We start from the raw sequence: 17,658 nt of genomic DNA on the forward strand, positions 1-17,658 counted from the left end.
GCCCGTTTGAGGAGATAGCATGATCGTTCGTCCCGTACGCAGCAGCGATTTACCGGCCCTGATTGATCTGGCGCGCAGCACCGGCACCGGCCTCACCACCTTGCCGGCCAACGAAGAGCGCCTGACCCATCGGGTCGGCTGGGCTGAAAAGACCTTTCGCGGCGAAGCCGGGCGCGGTGATGCGGACTACCTGTTCGTGCTGGAAAACGACGAAGGTCGCGTGGTGGGGATTTCCGCCATCGCCGGTGCCGTCGGCCTGCGTGAGCCTTGGTACAACTTCCGGGTCGGCCTGACGGTCAGCGCCTCCCAGGAGCTGAACATCTACCGTGAAATCCCGACGCTGTTTCTGGCCAACGACCTGACCGGCAACTCCGAGCTGTGCTCGTTGTTCCTGCACGCCGATTACCGCAACGGCCTTAACGGCCGCATGCTGGCCAAGGCGCGCATGCTGTTTATCGCGGAATTCCCGCAGCTGTTTGGCAACAAGATCATCGCCGAGATGCGCGGCATGTCCGACGAAGCCGGGCGCTCGCCGTTCTGGGAAAGCCTGGGCCGGCACTTCTTCAAGATGGAATTCAGCCAGGCCGACTACCTCACCGGCGTGGGCAACAAGGCGTTTATCGCCGAGCTGATGCCGAAGTTTCCGCTGTACACCTGCTTCCTGTCTGAAGACGCGCGCAATGTGATCGGCAAGGTCCACACCGACACCGAGCCGGCCCTGAGCATGCTCAAGAGCGAAGGTTTCAGCTACCAGGGCTACGTCGACATCTTCGACGCGGGCCCGGCGGTGGAGTGTGAAACCACCAAGATCCGCGCCGTGCGCGACAGCGAAGCGCTGGTGCTGGCGATTGGTACGCCGGGCGACGACGCCACGCCGTTCCTGATCCATAACCGCAAACGTGAAGATTGCCGTATCACCGCCGCGCCGGCGCGGTTGGCTGCGGGCACCCTGGTGGTCGATCAACAGACCGCCAAGCGCCTGCAACTGATCGCCGGTGATCAAGTGCGTGCCGTACCGTTGTCCGCTGCCCGGGAGTCGAAATAATGAATTCGCTATACATCGCAGGTGAATGGCTGGCTGGCCAGGGTGAAGTGTTTGAGTCGCTGAACCCGGTGACCCAGCAGGTGGTGTGGTCGGGTAATGGCGCCACCGCCGAGCAGGTCGAGTCCGCCGTCCAGGCCGCACGCCAGGCGTTTCCGGCCTGGGCCAAGCGTTCCTTGGAAGAGCGCCTGAGCGTGCTGGAAGCCTTCGCCGCCAACCTGAAGAGTCGTGCTGACGAACTCGCCCGCTGCATCGGTGAGGAAACCGGCAAGCCTTTGTGGGAATCGGCGACTGAAGTCACCAGCATGGTCAACAAGGTCGCGATCTCGGTGCAAAGCTACCGCGAGCGTACCGGCGAGAAGAGCGGCCCATTGGGCGACGCCACTGCCGTGTTGCGCCACAAGCCCCACGGTGTAGTGGCGGTGTTTGGCCCTTACAACTTCCCGGGTCACTTGCCTAACGGGCATATCGTGCCGGCCTTGCTGGCGGGTAACACCGTGCTGTTCAAGCCGAGCGAGCTGACCCCGAAAGTCGCCGAGCTGACCGTGCAATGCTGGATCGACGCCGGCCTGCCGGCGGGCGTGTTGAACCTGCTGCAAGGCGCACGGGAAACCGGGATCGCCCTGGCGGCGAATCCGGGCATCGACGGTCTGTTCTTCACCGGCTCCAGCCGCACCGGCAACCATCTGCACCAGCAATTCGCCGGGCGCCCGGACAAGATCCTCGCGCTGGAAATGGGCGGCAACAACCCGCTGGTGGTGGACGAAGTGGCCGATGTGGATGCGGCCGTGTACACCATTATCCAGTCGGCGTTTATCTCCGCTGGCCAGCGTTGCACCTGTGCCCGTCGCCTGCTGGTGCCGGAAGGCGCCTGGGGCGATGCGTTGCTCGCACGCCTGGTGGCGGTGAGCTCGACCATCGAAGTCGGCGCATTTGACCAAACGCCGGCGCCGTTCATGGGCTCGGTGATTTCCCTCGGTGCTGCCAAGGCGTTGATGGATGCCCAGGAATTGCTGTTGGCCAATGGTGCCGTGGCGCTGTTGGAAATGACTCAACCCCAGGCCCAGGCTGCGTTGCTGACGCCGGGGATTATCGATGTGACCGAGGTTACGGAACGCGCTGACGAAGAGCTGTTCGGCCCACTGCTGCAAGTGATCCGCTACGCTGATTTCGAGGCGGCGATTGCCGAGGCCAACAACACTCAATACGGCTTGGCGGCCGGGTTGCTGTCGGATTCCGAGGCGCGTTACCAGCAGTTCTGGCTGGAAAGCCGTGCCGGGATCGTCAACTGGAACAAACAGCTGACGGGTGCTGCGAGCAGCGCGCCATTTGGCGGGGTAGGGGCTTCGGGCAACCATCGCGCCAGCGCCTATTACGCGGCGGACTATTGCGCGTACCCGGTGGCCTCCCTTGAGACCCCGAGCCTGGTGCTACCGGCGACGTTAACCCCGGGTGTGACGCTGATCTAAATGTGGGAGCGGGCTTGCTCGCGAAGGCGGTGTGTCATTCAACATTTCAGGCGACTGAACCACCGCTTTCGCGAGCAAGCCCGCTCCCACACTTGATTTGTGGTGTGTTCAAGTAATTTGATGCCTATAAAAATACAGATGTTCGTGGAGCCTCGCCGATGAAATCCTGTGAAGTCAATTTTGACGGTCTAGTGGGGCCGACCCATAACTACGGCGGCTTGTCCTACGGCAACGTCGCGTCCCAAAGCAACAGCCAGCAGTCCTCCAACCCGAAGGAAGCTGCGCTGCAAGGCTTGGCGAAGATGAAGGCCCTGATGGAAATGGGCTTTGTGCAAGGTGTGCTGGCGCCCCAGGAACGTCCGGATGTGGCCGCCTTGCGCAACCTCGGTTTTGCCGGTACAGACGCACAAGTCATCCAGCAGGCCGCCAAGCAAGCCATGCCGTTGCTGGTTGCCAGTTGCTCGGCGTCGAGCATGTGGGTGGCCAATGCCGCCACCGTCAGCCCGAGCGCCGACACCTTTGACGGCCGCGTGCATTTCACCGCCGCCAACCTCAACTGCAAATACCACCGCAGCATCGAACACCCGACCACCAGCCGCGTGCTGGGGGCGATGTTTGCCGATAGCAAACACTTCGCCCACCACGCCGCGCTGCCGGCCGTGGCGCAGTTCGGCGACGAAGGCGCGGCCAACCACACGCGTTTCTGCCGGGACTATGGTGAGGCGGGCGTAGAGTTTTTCGTGTTCGGCCGCAGCGCGTTCGATACCCGCTACCCGGCGCCGCAAAAGTACCCGGCACGCCAGACCCTCGAAGCTTCCCAGGCGATCGCGCGCCTGCACGGCCTGCGGGATGACGGCGTGGTCTACGCCCAGCAGAACCCGGCGGTGATCGATGCCGGTGTGTTCCACAACGATGTGATCGCGGTGGGCAATGGCGAGGTGCTGTTCTATCACGAGGATGCGTTCCTCAATACCGATCAGATGCTCGGTGAATTGCAGGGCAAGCTCGGCAAGCTCGGCGGCAATTTCCAGTCGATCTGCGTGCCACGGGCCCAGGTGGGTGTTGAAGACGCGGTGCGTTCCTACCTGTTCAACAGCCAGCTGCTGACCCGCGCCGACGGTTCGATGCTGCTGATCGTGCCGGAAGAATGCCGCGCCAACGAGCGTGTCTGGCAGTACCTGCAAGGCCTGACGTCCTCCGGCGGGCTGATCCGTGAAGTCAAAGTCTTCGACCTCAAGCAAAGCATGCAGAACGGCGGTGGCCCGGCGTGCCTGCGCTTGCGTGTAGCCTTGAATGAAACCGAACTGGCGGCGGTCAACCCAGGGGTTATCATGACGGCGCCGTTGTACGACACGCTGACCCAATGGGTCGACAAGCACTACCGCGACAGCCTGCGGGAAACCGACCTGGCTGACCCGCAATTGCTGCTTGAGTGCCGGACGGCACTGGATGAACTGACGCAAATCCTTAAACTGGGCTCGGTTTATCCTTTCCAGATCAATTAACGCCGCACGGCTGAGAACTATTTATGACCACCGACACCCTGAAACTGATCCTTGAAGATACCGACGGCACCCAGCTGGAAACCTCCTGCACCCGCGTCGCCGTGGTGTGGCAGGGCAAGGAGATCTGGATCCAGCACGACGGCCGTGGCCAACTGCTGATCGGCGTGGACGTGGAAGAAGGCGACGCGGAATACGCCAACCTGCTGATGCGCCCATTGGCCACCAACCTGATGAGCCTGCAACTGGAAATGGAACCGGCCGACGTTGAAGGTGATGACGACGATCACGTCCACGGTCCTGGCTGCAACCACTAAGGAAGCTGCGTATGCTCGCCCTCGGCAAACTGCTTGAACTGACCCTCGCCGGTCGCGAACCGGCGCAAAAAATTCAACTGACTGTCGACGGCGTGCAACTGCGCTGGCTCAGTGAGGGCGCGCTGGAAGTGCGGCCTCCTGAGGCGCGGGACAACGGCAGCGACGTACTGCTGTCGTCCGGCATCCATGGCAACGAAACCGCGCCGATCGAATTGGCCGACCGCTTGCTGCAGGGCATCGCCCGTGGGGAGATCAAGCCCCGTACCCGTATTCTGTTCCTGTTCGGCAACCCCGAGGCCATGCGCCGCGGCGAGCGTTACCTCGAACTGGACGTCAACCGGCTGTTCAATGGCCGTCACGAACAAAACATCGGCCCCGAAGCCATGCGCGCCGCCGAGCTTGAGCAGTTGGCCCGCACCTTCTTCAGCGTGCCTGGGCGTAGCCGTTTGCACTACGACCTGCACACCGCCATCCGTGGCTCGAAGATCGAGCAGTTCGCACTGTACCCGTGGAAGGACGGTCGCCAGCATTCACGTCGTGAACTGGCGCGCCTGCGAGCCGCCGGCCTGGAGGCGGTGCTGTTGCAGAACAAGACGTCGATCACCTTCACGGCGTTTACCTATGAGCAGCTGGAGGCCGAGTCCTTCACCCTGGAGTTGGGCAAGGCCCGGCCGTTCGGGCAGAACCAGGGCGTGGACGTATCGCGCCTGGAAACCCGCCTCACGCAGATCATCGAGGGTAACGAGCCGGCCACCGAGAGCCTGGATGGCCTGCAGCTGTTCAGCGTCTCCCGGGAAGTGATCAAGCACAGCGATACCTTCGTCCTGCATTTGCCGGCGGACGTGGAAAACTTTTCGGAGTTGGAGAAGGGTTATCTGCTGGCCGAGGACATTGCCAAGACCCGCTGGGTAATCGAAGAGGAGGGCGCACGCATCATCTTCCCGAACCCGAAGGTCAAGAATGGCTTGCGAGCAGGGATATTGATTGTGCCGACCACGGATGCCGGCCTGGCCTGAACCCCGAGACCGACTCGGTCAAATGTGGGAGCGGGCTTGCTCGCGAAGGCGGTGTATCAGTCAGACATGTATTGACTGACACTCCGCCTTCGCGAGCAAGCCCGCTCCCACATTTGCTTGGTGGTGTTGCTTAAACCGCTACCGCCCGTGGCTCATTGCGACGCAGTGCGCGAACCTTGTGCAGGGTGTCGGCGCAGGTGCGTGCCGCTTCCTGGCCCTTGTGCACGAAGTGCTCATAGAAGAACGTATGGTGCTCGCTGCCCGCGTGGAAGTGGTGCGGGGTCAGGGATACCGAGAACACCGGCACTTCGGTTTCCAGCTGGACCTGCATCAGGCCGCTGACCACGGACTGGGCCACGAACTCGTGACGGTAGATCCCGCCGTCCACCACCAGGGCGGCCGCGACGATACCGGCATAACGGCCGGACTTGGCCAGCAGCTTGGCGTGCAGGGGCATTTCAAAGGCGCCGCCGACTTCGAAGAAATCGATGTCCGATTCCTGGTAGCCCTGGGCGATCATTTCGGCGAGGAAACCTTTACGGGATTGGTCGACAATATCCTTGTGCCAGCAGGCCTGGATAAACGCGACGCGCTCGCCGTGGTGGTTTTTGCTTTTGCTGTCGATTGCGGTGGGTTGCATGTTCTGACTCCTGTTTAAGAAAAAAACAGGGCGTTATGAATCGAATGGGATTTAAGGGTACGCACAGCGGGCTCATGTGAACATGACGTCAGCGCGGCCCTTAGGTGCCAATCCCGTTCTCTCTTCATCCGGACTATGACCGTCGGCCCCGGGATCACACCGGGTCTGCTGACCTTGTCGCCGTCCTGCCGAGGCAGTTCGAGGCGCCAAGCGCTCGCGGGCTATGCACGTTGCGTGCAATTACCGCCGGTGGGGAATTACACCCCGCCCTGAGAACGTTGCCGCCAGAACCCTGGCGGCGGAGAGTTTTTATCATGGTTTTTCAGAAACTGCACGGTTGGTTTATCGATAACCTATATCGGTTTGTTTGGTTGGTATTCGATTGTGCAAGCACGGGGCTTGATATTCCGCGGGTTTGCCCGCAGTAATCGTTAACACAAGAAACGCTCCAATCCGCTAGAGGCTAGTTTGATGAACGTGATTGACCTGCGCAGCGACACAGTGACCCAACCGACCCCTGGCATGCTCGAGGCGATGGCCACGGCCGCCAGCGGCGACGACGTCTACGGCGAGGACCCGAGCGTCAATCGCCTGGAAGCCGAACTGGCCAAGCGCCTGGGTTTTGCCGCCGCGTTATTCGTGCCCACCGGCACCATGAGCAACCTGCTGGCGTTGATGGCGCACTGTGAGCGTGGCGAGGAATACATCGTCGGTCAGCAGGCCCACACCTACAAATACGAAGGCGGCGGCGCGGCGGTTCTCGGCTCGATCCAGCCACAACCCCTGGAAGTGCAGGCCGACGGTTCCCTGAACCTGGAGCACGTGCTGGCCGCGATCAAGCCGGACGACTTCCACTTCGCCCGTACCCGCTTGCTGGCGCTGGAAAACACCATGCAGGGCAAGGTCCTGCCGCTGGAATACCTGGCGGCCGCGCGAGCCTTTACCCGGGAACACGGCCTGGCCTTGCACCTGGACGGCGCGCGGCTCTACAACGCGGCGGTCAAGCTGGGTGTGGATGCGCGGGAAATTGCCCAGCACTTCGATTCGGTGTCGGTGTGCCTGTCCAAGGGCCTGGGCGCGCCGATCGGCTCGGTGCTGTGCGGCTCCACCGCGTTGATCGCCAAGGCCCGTCGTTTGCGCAAGATGGTCGGTGGCGGCATGCGCCAGGCCGGTTCGCTGGCGGCGGCGGGGCTGTACGCCCTGGATCACCAGGTGCAGCGCCTGGCCGACGACCACGCCAATGCCCAATGGCTGGGGGATGAACTGCGCAAGGCGGGTTATACGGTGGAGCCGGTGCAGACCAACATGGTCTACGTCGACATCGGTGATCGAGCCCAGGCCTTGAAGGCGTTTGCTGCCGAACGCGGGATCAAGTTGAGCACGGCGCCGCGCCTGCGCATGGTCACTCACCTGGACGTCAGCCGGGCACAGATCGAGCAAGTGCTCGCGACATTTGTCGAGTTTTCCCGGAAATGACAGTGCAGACCGTCTAATTGACTGTTTCTATCACATAAACACGCTGTACCACGGGCAAAGGGCCGATATAATGCGGCCCTTTGCCGTCGCTCCGTCTGATGACGTTTAGCACTGGCCTTTGGCCGCAGCCTCCGTGGAAGAACCTAATGAAAAGCGCAGAAATCCGTGAAGCCTTCCTTCGCTTCTTCGAAGAGCAAGGTCACACCCGTGTCGCCTCCAGCTCCTTGATCCCAGGCAATGACCCAACCCTGCTGTTCACCAACGCGGGGATGAACCAGTTCAAGGACTGCTTCCTGGGCCAGGAAAAGCGCGCCTACACCCGCGCCACCAGCAGCCAGAAGTGCGTACGCGCCGGCGGCAAGAACAGCGACCTGGAAAACGTGGGCTACACCGCCCGCCACCACACATTCTTCGAGATGCTGGGTAACTTCAGCTTCGGCGACTATTTCAAGAAAGACGCGATCACCTTTGCCTGGACCTTCCTGACCGGCGTGCTGAAGCTGCCGAAGGAAAAACTCTGGGTGACCGTCTACGCCACCGATGACGAAGCCTACGACATCTGGACCCAGCAAATCGGGGTGCCGGTCGAGCGCATGATTCGCATCGGCGACAACAAGGGCGCGCCTTACGCGTCCGACAACTTCTGGACCATGGGCGATACCGGCCCGTGCGGGCCGTGCACCGAGATTTTCTACGATCACGGCGCCGACATCTGGGGTGGCCCACCGGGCTCGCCGGAAGAAGACGGCGACCGCTACATCGAAATCTGGAACAACGTGTTCATGCAGTTCAACCGCACCGCCGATGGCGTGTTGCATCCGTTGCCAGCGCCGTCGGTGGACACCGGCATGGGCCTGGAGCGGATCAGTGCGGTGATGCAGCACGTTCACTCCAACTACGAGATCGACCTGTTCACCAACCTGCTGAGCGCTTCGGCGGCGGCCATTGGCTGTGCCAACGACAACCAGTCGTCGCTCAAGGTGGTGTCGGATCACATCCGTTCCTGCGGCTTCCTGATCGCCGATGGCGTGCTGCCGTCGAACGAAGGCCGTGGCTATGTGCTGCGCCGCATCATCCGTCGCGCCTGCCGTCACGGTAACAAGCTGGGCGCCACCGGCAGCTTCTTCTACAAGATCGTTGCCGCGCTGGTGGCCGAGATGGGCGATGCCTTCCCGGAACTCAAGCAGCAGCAAGCCAACATCGAGCGCGTGCTCAAGGCTGAAGAAGAGCAGTTCTCCAAGACCCTGGAGCACGGCCTGAAGATCCTCGAGCAGGACCTGGTCGAGCTCAAGGGCACCGTGGTGCCGGGCGACGTCGTGTTCAAGCTGTACGACACCTACGGTTTCCCGATGGACCTGACCGCCGACATCGCCCGCGAACGCGAGCTGACCATCGACGAGGCCGGGTTTGAGCGTGAGATGGAAGCCCAGCGCGTCCGTGCCCGTTCCGCCAGCTCCTTTGGCCTGGACTACAACACCCTGGTAAAGGTTGATGTGGCGACTTCGTTCATTGGTTACGAATCCACCGTTGGCTCGGCCAAGATCGTGGCTATCTATAAGGACGGCAAGTCAGTCGACGTGCTGAACGAAGGTGATGAGGGTGTTGTGGTCCTCGACCAGACCCCGTTCTACGCTGAATCCGGTGGCCAGGTTGGCGACTGTGGTTTCCTGAGCTCCACCTCCGGTCGTTTTGAAGTGCGCGACACCACCAAGACCGGCGGTGCGTTCCTGCATCACGGCGTGCTGGTGCTGGGCAACCTGACCGTCGGCGCGCCGGTGGACACTCAGGTAGATGCCGACGTACGGCATGCAACTGCCTTGAACCATTCTGCCACTCACTTGCTGCACGCTGCGTTGCGTCAGGTGCTGGGTGAGCATGTGCAACAGAAGGGTTCGTTGGTCGATAGCCAGCGCCTGCGTTTTGACTTCAGTCATTTCGAGGCGATCAAGCCTGAGCAGTTGAAGGCCCTGGAAGACATCGTCAACGCCGAGATTCGCAAGAACACCCCGGTGGAAACCGAAGAAACCGATATCGAGACCGCCAAGCAAAAAGGCGCCATGGCGCTGTTTGGCGAGAAGTACGGCGACGAAGTGCGCGTATTGAGCATGGGCGGCAGCTTCTCGGTGGAGCTGTGTGGTGGTATTCACGCCAGCCGTACCGGCGACATCGGCCTGCTGAAAATCATCAGCGAAGGCGGCGTGGCTTCCGGCGTACGTCGTATTGAAGCGATCACCGGTGCTGCGGCCCTGGCGTACCTCAATGCGGCAGAAGAACAACTCAAGGAAGCGGCCGGCCTGGTCAAGGGCAGCCGCGAAAACCTGATCGACAAGCTCTCCGGCGTACTGGAGCGCAACCGTCAGCTGGAGAAACAGCTGGAGCAGTTGCAGGCCAAGGCGGCCAGCGCGGCGGGCGACGATCTGTCGGCTTCTGCCCTGGACGTCAAGGGTGTGAAAGTGCTGGCCGTACGCCTGGACGGTCAGGACGGCAAGGCGCTGTTGGCCTTGGTCGATCAGTTGAAGAACAAGCTCGGCCGCGCAGTGATCCTGCTCGGCAGTGTCCATGAGGAAAAGGTCGTTCTGGTTGCCGGTGTAACCAAGGACCTGACTGGCCAACTCAAGGCCGGTGATTTGATGAAGCAAGCCGCCGCGGCAGTGGGCGGGAAGGGCGGTGGTCGTCCGGACATGGCGCAAGGCGGTGGTGTTGACGCCGGCGCCCTGGACGCGGCCCTGGCCCTGACCGTGCCGTTTGTCGAGGCAGGTATTTAAGGCGCTGTTAATGAGCCCGTGGTCTAGTCGCGGGCTCAGTCAGTGCTGGTTGATTGAATAACAGGCGCCCCTTTACGGGCTGAGGCGGCTTAGAAATGGCTTTGATCGTACAGAAATTTGGAGGCACCTCGGTCGGCTCTGTCGAAAGAATCGAGCAGGTCGCCGACAAGGTTAAGAAATTCCGCGATGCCGGCGATGACCTGGTGGTGGTGCTGTCGGCCATGAGCGGCGAGACCAATCGCCTGATCGATCTGGCCAAGCAAATCAGTGGCGATCAGCAACCGGTTCCCCGTGAACTGGACGTGATCATTTCCACCGGTGAGCAGGTGACCATCGCATTGCTGGCCATGGCGCTGAACAAGCGTGGTGTGCCGGCGGTGTCCTACACTGGCAACCAGGTCCGCATTCTTACGGATAGCGCGCACACTAAAGCCCGCATCCTGCAGATTGATGACCAGAAGATTCGCGCTGACCTGAAAGCCGGTCGTGTGGTAGTTGTCGCCGGTTTCCAGGGCGTCGACGAGCACGGCAACATCACCACCCTCGGTCGTGGCGGTTCCGACACCACTGGCGTGGCCCTGGCGGCAGCCCTGAAGGCTGACGAATGCCAGATCTACACCGATGTGGATGGCGTCTACACCACTGACCCGCGGGTCGTATCCGTGGCTCAGCGCCTGGACAAGATCACCTTCGAAGAGATGCTGGAAATGGCCAGCCTCGGTTCCAAGGTGTTGCAGATCCGTGCCGTTGAGTTCGCCGGCAAATACAACGTTCCGCTGCGCGTACTGCACAGCTTCAAGGAGGGTCCGGGCACCCTCATTACTATTGATGAAGAGGAATCCATGGAACAGCCGATCATTTCCGGTATCGCTTTCAACCGTGATGAAGCCAAGCTGACTATCCGTGGCGTGCCAGACACCCCGGGCGTGGCTTTCAAGATCCTGGGCCCGATCAGTGGCGCGAACATCGAAGTCGACATGATCGTGCAGAACGTCTCGCACGATAACACCACCGATTTCACCTTCACCGTGCACCGCAACGAGTACGATGCGGCGGAGCGGATCCTGCAGAACACTGCGAAGGAAATCGGCGCCCGTGAAGTGGTCGGCGATACCAAGATTGCCAAGGTGTCGATCGTGGGTGTGGGCATGCGTTCCCATGCGGGTGTTGCCAGCCGCATGTTCGAAGCCCTGGCCAAGGAAAGCATCAACATCCAGATGATCTCCACATCGGAAATCAAGGTGTCGGTGGTGATCGAAGAGAAGTACCTGGAACTGGCTGTACGCGCACTGCATACCGCTTTTGAGCTGGACGCTCCGGCCCGACAGGGCGAGTGATGCGTTGCCAGGAAGGCGCGGTTATCCGCGCCTTTCATTTTTTTGCCGGGTGTGTGGTTAAGACCTGTTCTTTTACCTGCGCTCGACAATACTTAGGTGTGTAGGGCTATGGCCATTTGGTTGTAGGTCGAATGCCTTTTTTTTGCAGACTGTTGTTCCCGAAATGAAATGCGTGAGGAGAAAGGTATGCTGATTCTGACTCGTCGATGCGCAGAAAGCCTGATTATTGGTGATGGCGAAATCACCGTGACCGTGCTCGGCGTCAAAGGCAATCAAGTGCGTATCGGGGTTAACGCTCCGAAAGAGGTGGCTGTCCACCGCGAGGAAATCTACCTGCGGATCAAGAAAGAGAAGGACGAAGAACCAAGCCATTAATTTTTATCGTTTTTTATGTTTGCAAACGGGGATGAAGCTGGTTAATATACGCCCCGTGTTGCGGAGAGCTGGCCGAGTGGCCGAAGGCGCTCCCCTGCTAAGGGAGTACACCTCAAAAGGGTGTCGGGGGTTCGAATCCCCCGTTCTCCGCCATTATTTGCTTAGTACGTTGCAATCTGGTTTTTTCGCTAAGTTGTTGAAACTAAACGAAAAAATAGCTTTACATAGAGATTGAACGGCCTATAATGCGCGGCAACAAATGCACTCGTAGCTCAGCTGGATAGAGTACTCGGCTACGAACCGAGCGGTCACAGGTTCGAATCCTGTCGAGTGCACCATTTAAGAGTTAGTTGCAGCAATGCAGGTAGCTTGGCTTCAACCAGTTGTGATCTGGTCTAAAAACACAATCTGCACTCGTAGCTCAGCTGGATAGAGTACTCGGCTACGAACCGAGCGGTCACAGGTTCGAATCCTGTCGAGTGCACCAAACAACAAAAAGCCCGCCTAGTGCGGGCTTTTTGCCGTCTGGGGTTTTTATTTCCCGGGGCGCCTTTTTCTCCCGCCCATGTGTTTTCCTCTCAAGCTGCGTCGTCGCAGTTCATATGTGTGGCCAATGCTCAGCTTTGTGTCGCAAGCGCTTGTTCTTTCCAGTTTTTTGACGTTAAACGCGGCCGCCCGGTGTATCATTGCGCCCGTCAGCCCCGCCGGGGCTTGTGGAACACCTCCATGGACTTACCCAGTAGTTACTCAGTACCCCGTTTTACCAATCATGAATTGACTGATTGATCCTTCCGGCGTGCCCCGCTGCTGGGAGTGGAGTTCGCCTATGACCGAAGTTGAAGTAAAGAAAACACAAGAAAGCCTGCAGGATCGCCTGGCTCAAGTCGTCGAGCTGCTGCAGCGCCAGCGCGTGGTCGAAGACCTGACGCATCGCCAGGAAGGCGCGAACAATGACCGGGTCGAGAACCTGGTCCACCGGCAAAACCTTGTCGAGCTGCAACGCAAGCTCGATGACCTGCACTCCGCCGACGTTGCCTACATCCTCGAAGCCTTGCCGCTGAATGACCGCCTGACCCTTTGGCAGTTGGTCAAGGCTGACCGCGACGGCGACATCCTCCTCGAAGTATCCGACTCGGTCCGTGAAACCCTGATCGCCGACATGGACGATCACGAGCTCCTGGCGGCCGCCAAGGACATGGATGCCGACGAACTCGCTGACTTGGCTTCCGAGCTGCCGCGTGACGTCGTCCATGAGCTGATGGAAACCCTCGATGGCCAGCAGCGCGAGCGTGTGCGCTCGGCGTTGTCCTACGACGAGGAGCAGGTCGGTGCGTTGATGGACTTCGAGATGGTCACCATCCGCGAAGACGTCAGCCTGGAAGTGGTTCTGCGCTACCTGCGCCGGTTGAAAGAGCTGCCAGGCCACACCGACAAGCTGTTCGTGGTCGACTACGAAGGGATCCTCAAGGGCGTACTGCCGATCAAGCGCCTGCTGGTCAATGATCCGGACAAAAAAGTCGCGGACGTCATGGCCAGTGACCCGGTGAGTTTCCATCCGGACGAAGACGCTTACGACGCGGCCCAGGCGTTTGAGCGTTATGACTTGATCTCGGCCCCGGTGGTCGACAAGAACGGCAAGCTGATCGGCCGTCTGACCATCGATGAAATGGTCGACCTGATTCGTGAGGAGAGCGAAAGCGAAGTCCTCAACATGGCCGGTCTGCGGGAAGAAGAGGATATTTTTGCGTCGGTCTGGAAGTCCCTGCGTAACCGCTGGGCCTGGCTGGCGGTGAATTTGATTACCGCGTTTATTGCTTCACGGGTGATCGGCCTGTTTGAAGGCTCCATCGAGAAGCTCGTGGCCCTGGCTGCACTGATGCCGATTGTGGCGGGTATTGGCGGTAACTCGGGTAACCAGACCATCACCATGATCGTCCGCGCCATGGCGCTGGATCAGGTGGGGACCGGGCATGGCAAGCGTTTGATGCGCAAGGAGCTTGCGGTCGCGCTGATCAACGGCCTGGTGTGGGGCGGTGTCATCGGTATCGTGGCGTACCTGCTGTATGGCAGCTGGTCGCTCGGCGTGGTCATGACGGCGGCCATGACGCTTAACCTGCTGCTGGCAGCGTTGATGGGGGTTCTGATTCCAATGACCCTGGTGCGCCTTGGACGAGACCCGGCGATGGGCGCCAGTGTGATGATCACGGCCATGACCGACAGTGGCGGCTTCTTCATCTTCCTGGGCCTGGCAACCATCTTCCTGCTTTGATCCCTTCCATGGATCGGGGGCGTTTGCCCCTTGATCCTTTCCTGACCAAATCCCGGGCAAAAAAAAGCCAGCGCATGGCTGGCTTTCAGCTTTCAGTTGCCAATCAGTTGGCTTCTGCAGCTGCCTCAACGTCGTGGGCGATCAGCGAGACGAGAGCATTTTGCTGGCGGTGGGAGAGCTGACGAAAACGCTGCAGCAGTTCGCGTTCGTGCAGTGACAGCTCGGGGCTGTCCAGGCGCATGCTCAGCTCGTCGCCCAGCGCACCTTCCTGAATCAGGCTTTGTTCCAGGCGTGCGATGATTTCGGAGTTCATGCTGCGGTGATGATTGCGAGCCACCTCGGCAATGCGTTCCCGCATTCCGTCTGGCAGACGTACGACGAACTTGTCAGCCGTACGGCTGGAATAAATTGCCTGTTTCAATGGGCGCATATATTTAACCGGTTAGTTCAGGGGAGCGGTTTTTGGAATTGGCCGCAAGATGCATGTTAGGACAAGGTTTGCTGCCAAATGTTCAACCTGAATTGCAAAGAGGCCGCATCATGCCTCAGATTTGCCAGTTCCTTGGCGTCAATTCTGTGACAAATATTGAACCGGCTACCGGCTTTATGCCAGTACTCATTTCAAAATTTGCGGACTGGTTGGAAAACTTTCCGCGGACGCACCCAAATGAGTGTTGAGCCCGCAGACCCTGGGCGCAAAAGGCTTTTCGGGCGCACATCCTATAGCAATATGGCCTTTTGCCCTTAACTTTAAGATTAGTGGCAAATTGCCAATTTACGAATGCGGAGCGACATATGGTCGGCTGTCCGGACGGACGAGCCGAGGCGTGGCAGCGATTTTAGCGAGGGCGACGAGCGGGGGGATTCAGCGCAGTACGGGATCGAATTTGATGCGGCGACCAATGAAGACTGCCAATACCCACAGGCTGCCAAACACGCCGGCGGCGACGAAGGAGACTGTCTGTACGTCTTGCGACAATACGTTAAGGCCGAGGCCGGCGGCGGCCAGTGCCAGGGTCAGAAACAGCCAGGCGGACTTGTTCATGGAATGCTCCGGTAAGCGGTTCAGAAAACCCAGTGTTCAGTGGCAGGAGCAGCTTGAGTGCCCTGGGTCAGTTGCAGTGGGGATTGCATGTTCGGCTTCATGACAGCCAGTTGCGGACGCTGCTGCAGGTGGTGGGGAATCGCCTGGCTGACCTGTGCGGCGTCGTCGGAAGTGGTGGACTGAAAATGGAACATCACCAGCGCAGCCAGTGCAACGGTATTGAGGGCTAGTAGAAGTGCGCTGTTCATGTGCATGTTCTCCGCAGATGGCTGGGCCGGACTGTATTTGTAGGATAAAGGATTGCAGGTGTCGTGCCAGTCTTTAATTGACAATAAATCCTTTAAAATCAAACATTTATATAGTGTTCAGATTGTCATGCTGTTGCAATTTGCAATGATGGCATTTTGGGGGGAGTGCATTTTGCACGATGGTCCGAACCGTCCGTAATCGTTGAGCGGAATACCACCGGGTGTCACTGGCATGGGCCTACACTCAAAAAGCCAACGGACGACATGACAAAATTCACCTGCGCCGTTAACATGCACGCCGTCCGTCGCCGTGCCCATCGCCGGTTGGCTGTCATTAGTCCCAGTAGCTCAATTGGATAGAGCATCCCCCTCCTAAGGGGAAGGTTGGCCGTTCGAACCGGCCCTGGGACACCACTTCACCGTTGCTGCCCAAGCGGCCTCGACGTCCGCAAGCCCCGATCAGATTTATCTGGCGGGGCTTTTTTGTGGCCGGGCGTTTGAGTGCGGCAGTCTTTTCAAACACCAACCGAACCTTGCCCGCGTTTGAGGTTCACACGGGAGGCAAGAGCGGGGCGGCGCAAGTATTCGTCTGCATCCTGTACCTCGCGGGTGACTGGCGAGCGTCTGACACGTAGCCAATTGGCATGAGCAAAATATTCCCCGGCAACCGCATGTTTTGGCTGTCCGGACCCGACGACCCGGGACTATCATTCCGGTAGTCCTGACACCCACAGCAAGGAGCCGCTCGGAACGCCGATGCGCCAGATCTGGAAACCTTTTCGAGCCCTTTATTTTGCTTCCCTGATGATGCTGATCGGCTCTGGCCTGCTCAGTACTTACCTGGCCTTGCGCCTGGCGGCAGATCACGTCGACAGCCTGTGGGTCGGTGCGTTGATGGCCGCCAACTATTTTGGCCTGGTGTTGGGGGGCAAGATCGGTCACCGCCTGATTGGCCGCGTCGGGCATATCCGGGCCTACGCCACCTGTGCCGGGATCGTCGGCGCGGCGGTGTTGGGCCACGGGCTGATCAACTGGCTGCCAGCCTGGATTGTGCTGCGGATGATTGTCGGCCTGGGCATGATGTGCCAGTACATGGTCATCGAGAGCTGGCTTAACGAACAGGCTGAAGCCAAGCAACGCGGTGCGGTGTTCAGCGGCTATATGATCGCCTCGTACCTGGGCCTGGTGCTGGGGCAGTTGATCCTTGTGATGCACCCGCAGTTGGGGCTTGAGTTGCTGATGCTGGTCGCGCTGTGTTTTGCGCTGTGCCTGGTGCCGGTGGCCATGACTCGCCGCATTCACCCGGCGCCGCTGCATCCGGCGCCGATGGAGCCGCGCTTCTTTATCAAGCGGGTGCCGCAGTCCCTCAGTACGGTGTTGGGGGCCGGGCTGATCGTCGGCTCGTTCTACGGTTTGGCACCGCTGTACGCGTCTCAGCAAGGGCTGACCACCGAGCAGGTCGGCCTGTTCATGGGTAGCTGCATTTTCGCCGGGCTGCTGGTGCAGTGGCCGTTGGGCTGGCTTTCCGATCGATATGACCGCGCGCTGTTGATTCGCTGTTTCGCCTTGTGCCTGGCGGTGGCCGCGTTGCCGTTGGCGATCATGACCCAGGTACCACTGGAAGTGCTGTTCGTCGCGGGCTTTCTCTGTTCCCTGGTGCAGTTCTGCCTGTACCCGCTGGCTGTGGCGTTTTCCAACGACCACGTCGAGGGCGATCGCCGGGTGTCGCTCACTGCGATGTTGCTGGTGACCTACGGCATCGGCGCCAGTGTCGGCCCGCTGTTGGCCGGTGTGGTGATGAAGCTGTTCGGCAGCCATATGCTGTATGCGTTTTTCAGCGTGTGCGCATTGATCCTGGTGTGGCGCATCCGGCCCAAGGCGGTCACCAACCTGCATCAGGTGGACGACGCACCGCTGCATCACGTGGCGATGCCCGACAGCATGTCCAGCTCGCCCCTGGTAGCGTGCCTTGATCCGCGAGTGGACGAACAGGTGGTGCAGGACCAGATGCAGACCGCCGTTGTGGATCCCGAGCCAGTAGTCGATCCCGAGCTGGATCAGCCGGAGCCTGTCACCGAGCCACCAGAGCATCCGGACCCGGATGATCACCCCCACGACTTGAGCAGGGCGCGCCCCTGAAAGCAAAAACGGGCAGCC

The 17,658-nt window shown here is 60.0% G+C and carries 15 protein-coding genes, 4 tRNA genes and 1 riboswitch; of the genes, 15 read left to right on the plus strand and 4 right to left on the minus strand.

Annotated features, from left to right (window positions below; translation table 11 throughout):
* The first annotated feature begins 19 nt into the window (after positions 1–19).
* The 5 genes from astA to astE all read left to right on the plus strand — a co-directional run bounded on the left by astA (position 20) and on the right by astE (position 5,346).
* Positions 20–1,045: an arginine N-succinyltransferase gene (astA, locus tag HX815_RS00665; RefSeq protein WP_003214325.1), complete on the plus strand. Its 1,026-nt coding sequence runs from the start codon at positions 20–22 to the stop codon at positions 1,043–1,045.
* On the plus strand, positions 1,042–2,511 hold the full coding sequence (gene astD / locus HX815_RS00670; RefSeq protein WP_168197533.1) for a succinylglutamate-semialdehyde dehydrogenase: 1,470 nt from the start codon (positions 1,042–1,044) through the stop codon (positions 2,509–2,511). The genes astA and astD overlap by 4 nt, the downstream gene beginning before the upstream one ends.
* 158 nt (positions 2,512–2,669) lie before the next feature.
* Entirely contained in the window at positions 2,670–4,016 is a 1,347-nt protein-coding gene (astB, locus tag HX815_RS00675; protein WP_177027677.1) for an N-succinylarginine dihydrolase, read from the plus strand.
* A gap of 23 nt (positions 4,017–4,039) precedes the next feature.
* A complete protein-coding gene (locus HX815_RS00680; protein WP_003214319.1) occupies positions 4,040–4,330 on the plus strand; it encodes a hypothetical protein in 291 nt (96 codons plus the stop codon).
* 11 nt (positions 4,331–4,341) lie between these two features.
* Complete coding sequence (astE, locus tag HX815_RS00685; RefSeq protein WP_003214315.1) at positions 4,342–5,346, plus strand: succinylglutamate desuccinylase; 1,005 nt, start codon at positions 4,342–4,344, stop codon at positions 5,344–5,346.
* Between the two features lie 130 nt (positions 5,347–5,476).
* On the opposite strand, the gene HX815_RS00690 is transcribed toward astE, so the two are convergent.
* Complete coding sequence (locus tag HX815_RS00690; RefSeq protein ID WP_076015023.1) at positions 5,477–5,986, minus strand: 6,7-dimethyl-8-ribityllumazine synthase; 510 nt, start codon at positions 5,984–5,986, stop codon at positions 5,477–5,479.
* 111 nt (positions 5,987–6,097) lie between these two features.
* A riboswitch (FMN riboswitch) is annotated at positions 6,098–6,267 on the minus strand.
* 190 nt (positions 6,268–6,457) lie between these two features.
* Here HX815_RS00690 and ltaE point away from each other — a divergent pair.
* From ltaE to mgtE, 8 genes are all read left to right on the plus strand, one after another.
* On the plus strand, positions 6,458–7,462 hold the full coding sequence (gene ltaE, locus HX815_RS00695; protein WP_177027678.1) for a low-specificity L-threonine aldolase: 1,005 nt from the start codon (positions 6,458–6,460) through the stop codon (positions 7,460–7,462).
* Positions 7,463–7,608: 146 nt separating this feature from the next.
* Positions 7,609–10,227, plus strand: a complete 2,619-nt coding sequence (gene alaS, locus HX815_RS00700; protein WP_177027679.1) for an alanine--tRNA ligase — start codon at positions 7,609–7,611, stop codon at positions 10,225–10,227.
* 95 nt (positions 10,228–10,322) lie between these two features.
* Positions 10,323–11,564 (plus strand): aspartate kinase, encoded by a 1,242-nt coding sequence (locus HX815_RS00705; protein WP_003214308.1) that lies wholly within the window; start codon positions 10,323–10,325, stop codon positions 11,562–11,564.
* A 186-nt stretch (positions 11,565–11,750) separates the two neighbouring features.
* On the plus strand, positions 11,751–11,939 hold the full coding sequence (gene csrA / locus HX815_RS00710) for a carbon storage regulator CsrA (protein WP_002554426.1): 189 nt from the start codon (positions 11,751–11,753) through the stop codon (positions 11,937–11,939).
* 62 nt (positions 11,940–12,001) lie between these two features.
* A tRNA-Ser gene (locus HX815_RS00715) sits at positions 12,002–12,092 on the plus strand.
* A gap of 108 nt (positions 12,093–12,200) precedes the next feature.
* Positions 12,201–12,277: transfer RNA gene (locus HX815_RS00720), tRNA-Arg, on the plus strand.
* Positions 12,278–12,349: 72 nt separating this feature from the next.
* Positions 12,350–12,426: transfer RNA gene (locus HX815_RS00725), tRNA-Arg, on the plus strand.
* Positions 12,427–12,765: 339 nt separating this feature from the next.
* Positions 12,766–14,208 (plus strand): magnesium transporter, encoded by a 1,443-nt coding sequence (gene mgtE / locus HX815_RS00730; protein WP_003214265.1) that lies wholly within the window; start codon positions 12,766–12,768, stop codon positions 14,206–14,208.
* Between the two features lie 103 nt (positions 14,209–14,311).
* Here the strand turns inward: mgtE and HX815_RS00735 are convergent, their stop codons facing one another.
* The 3 genes from HX815_RS00735 to HX815_RS00745 form a co-directional block, all read right to left on the minus strand.
* Positions 14,312–14,638, minus strand: a complete 327-nt coding sequence (locus HX815_RS00735; RefSeq protein WP_003175643.1) for an Arc family DNA-binding protein — start codon at positions 14,636–14,638, stop codon at positions 14,312–14,314.
* A 435-nt stretch (positions 14,639–15,073) separates the two neighbouring features.
* A complete protein-coding gene (locus HX815_RS00740; RefSeq protein WP_003214263.1) occupies positions 15,074–15,253 on the minus strand; it encodes a PA3371 family protein in 180 nt (59 codons plus the stop codon).
* A gap of 20 nt (positions 15,254–15,273) precedes the next feature.
* On the minus strand, positions 15,274–15,501 hold the full coding sequence (locus HX815_RS00745; protein ID WP_003214261.1) for a hypothetical protein: 228 nt from the start codon (positions 15,499–15,501) through the stop codon (positions 15,274–15,276).
* A gap of 337 nt (positions 15,502–15,838) precedes the next feature.
* On the opposite strand from HX815_RS00745, the gene HX815_RS00750 reads away from it, so the two are divergent.
* Together HX815_RS00750 and HX815_RS00755 are read left to right on the plus strand one after the other, a co-directional pair.
* Positions 15,839–15,915, plus strand: a tRNA-Arg gene (locus HX815_RS00750).
* A gap of 342 nt (positions 15,916–16,257) precedes the next feature.
* A complete protein-coding gene (locus HX815_RS00755; RefSeq protein ID WP_102369716.1) occupies positions 16,258–17,640 on the plus strand; it encodes an MFS transporter in 1,383 nt (460 codons plus the stop codon).
* Positions 17,641–17,658 lie beyond the last annotated feature (18 nt).

The organism is Pseudomonas sp. E6002 (assembly GCF_013385565.1).
GTDB lineage: Bacteria > Pseudomonadota > Gammaproteobacteria > Pseudomonadales > Pseudomonadaceae > Aquipseudomonas.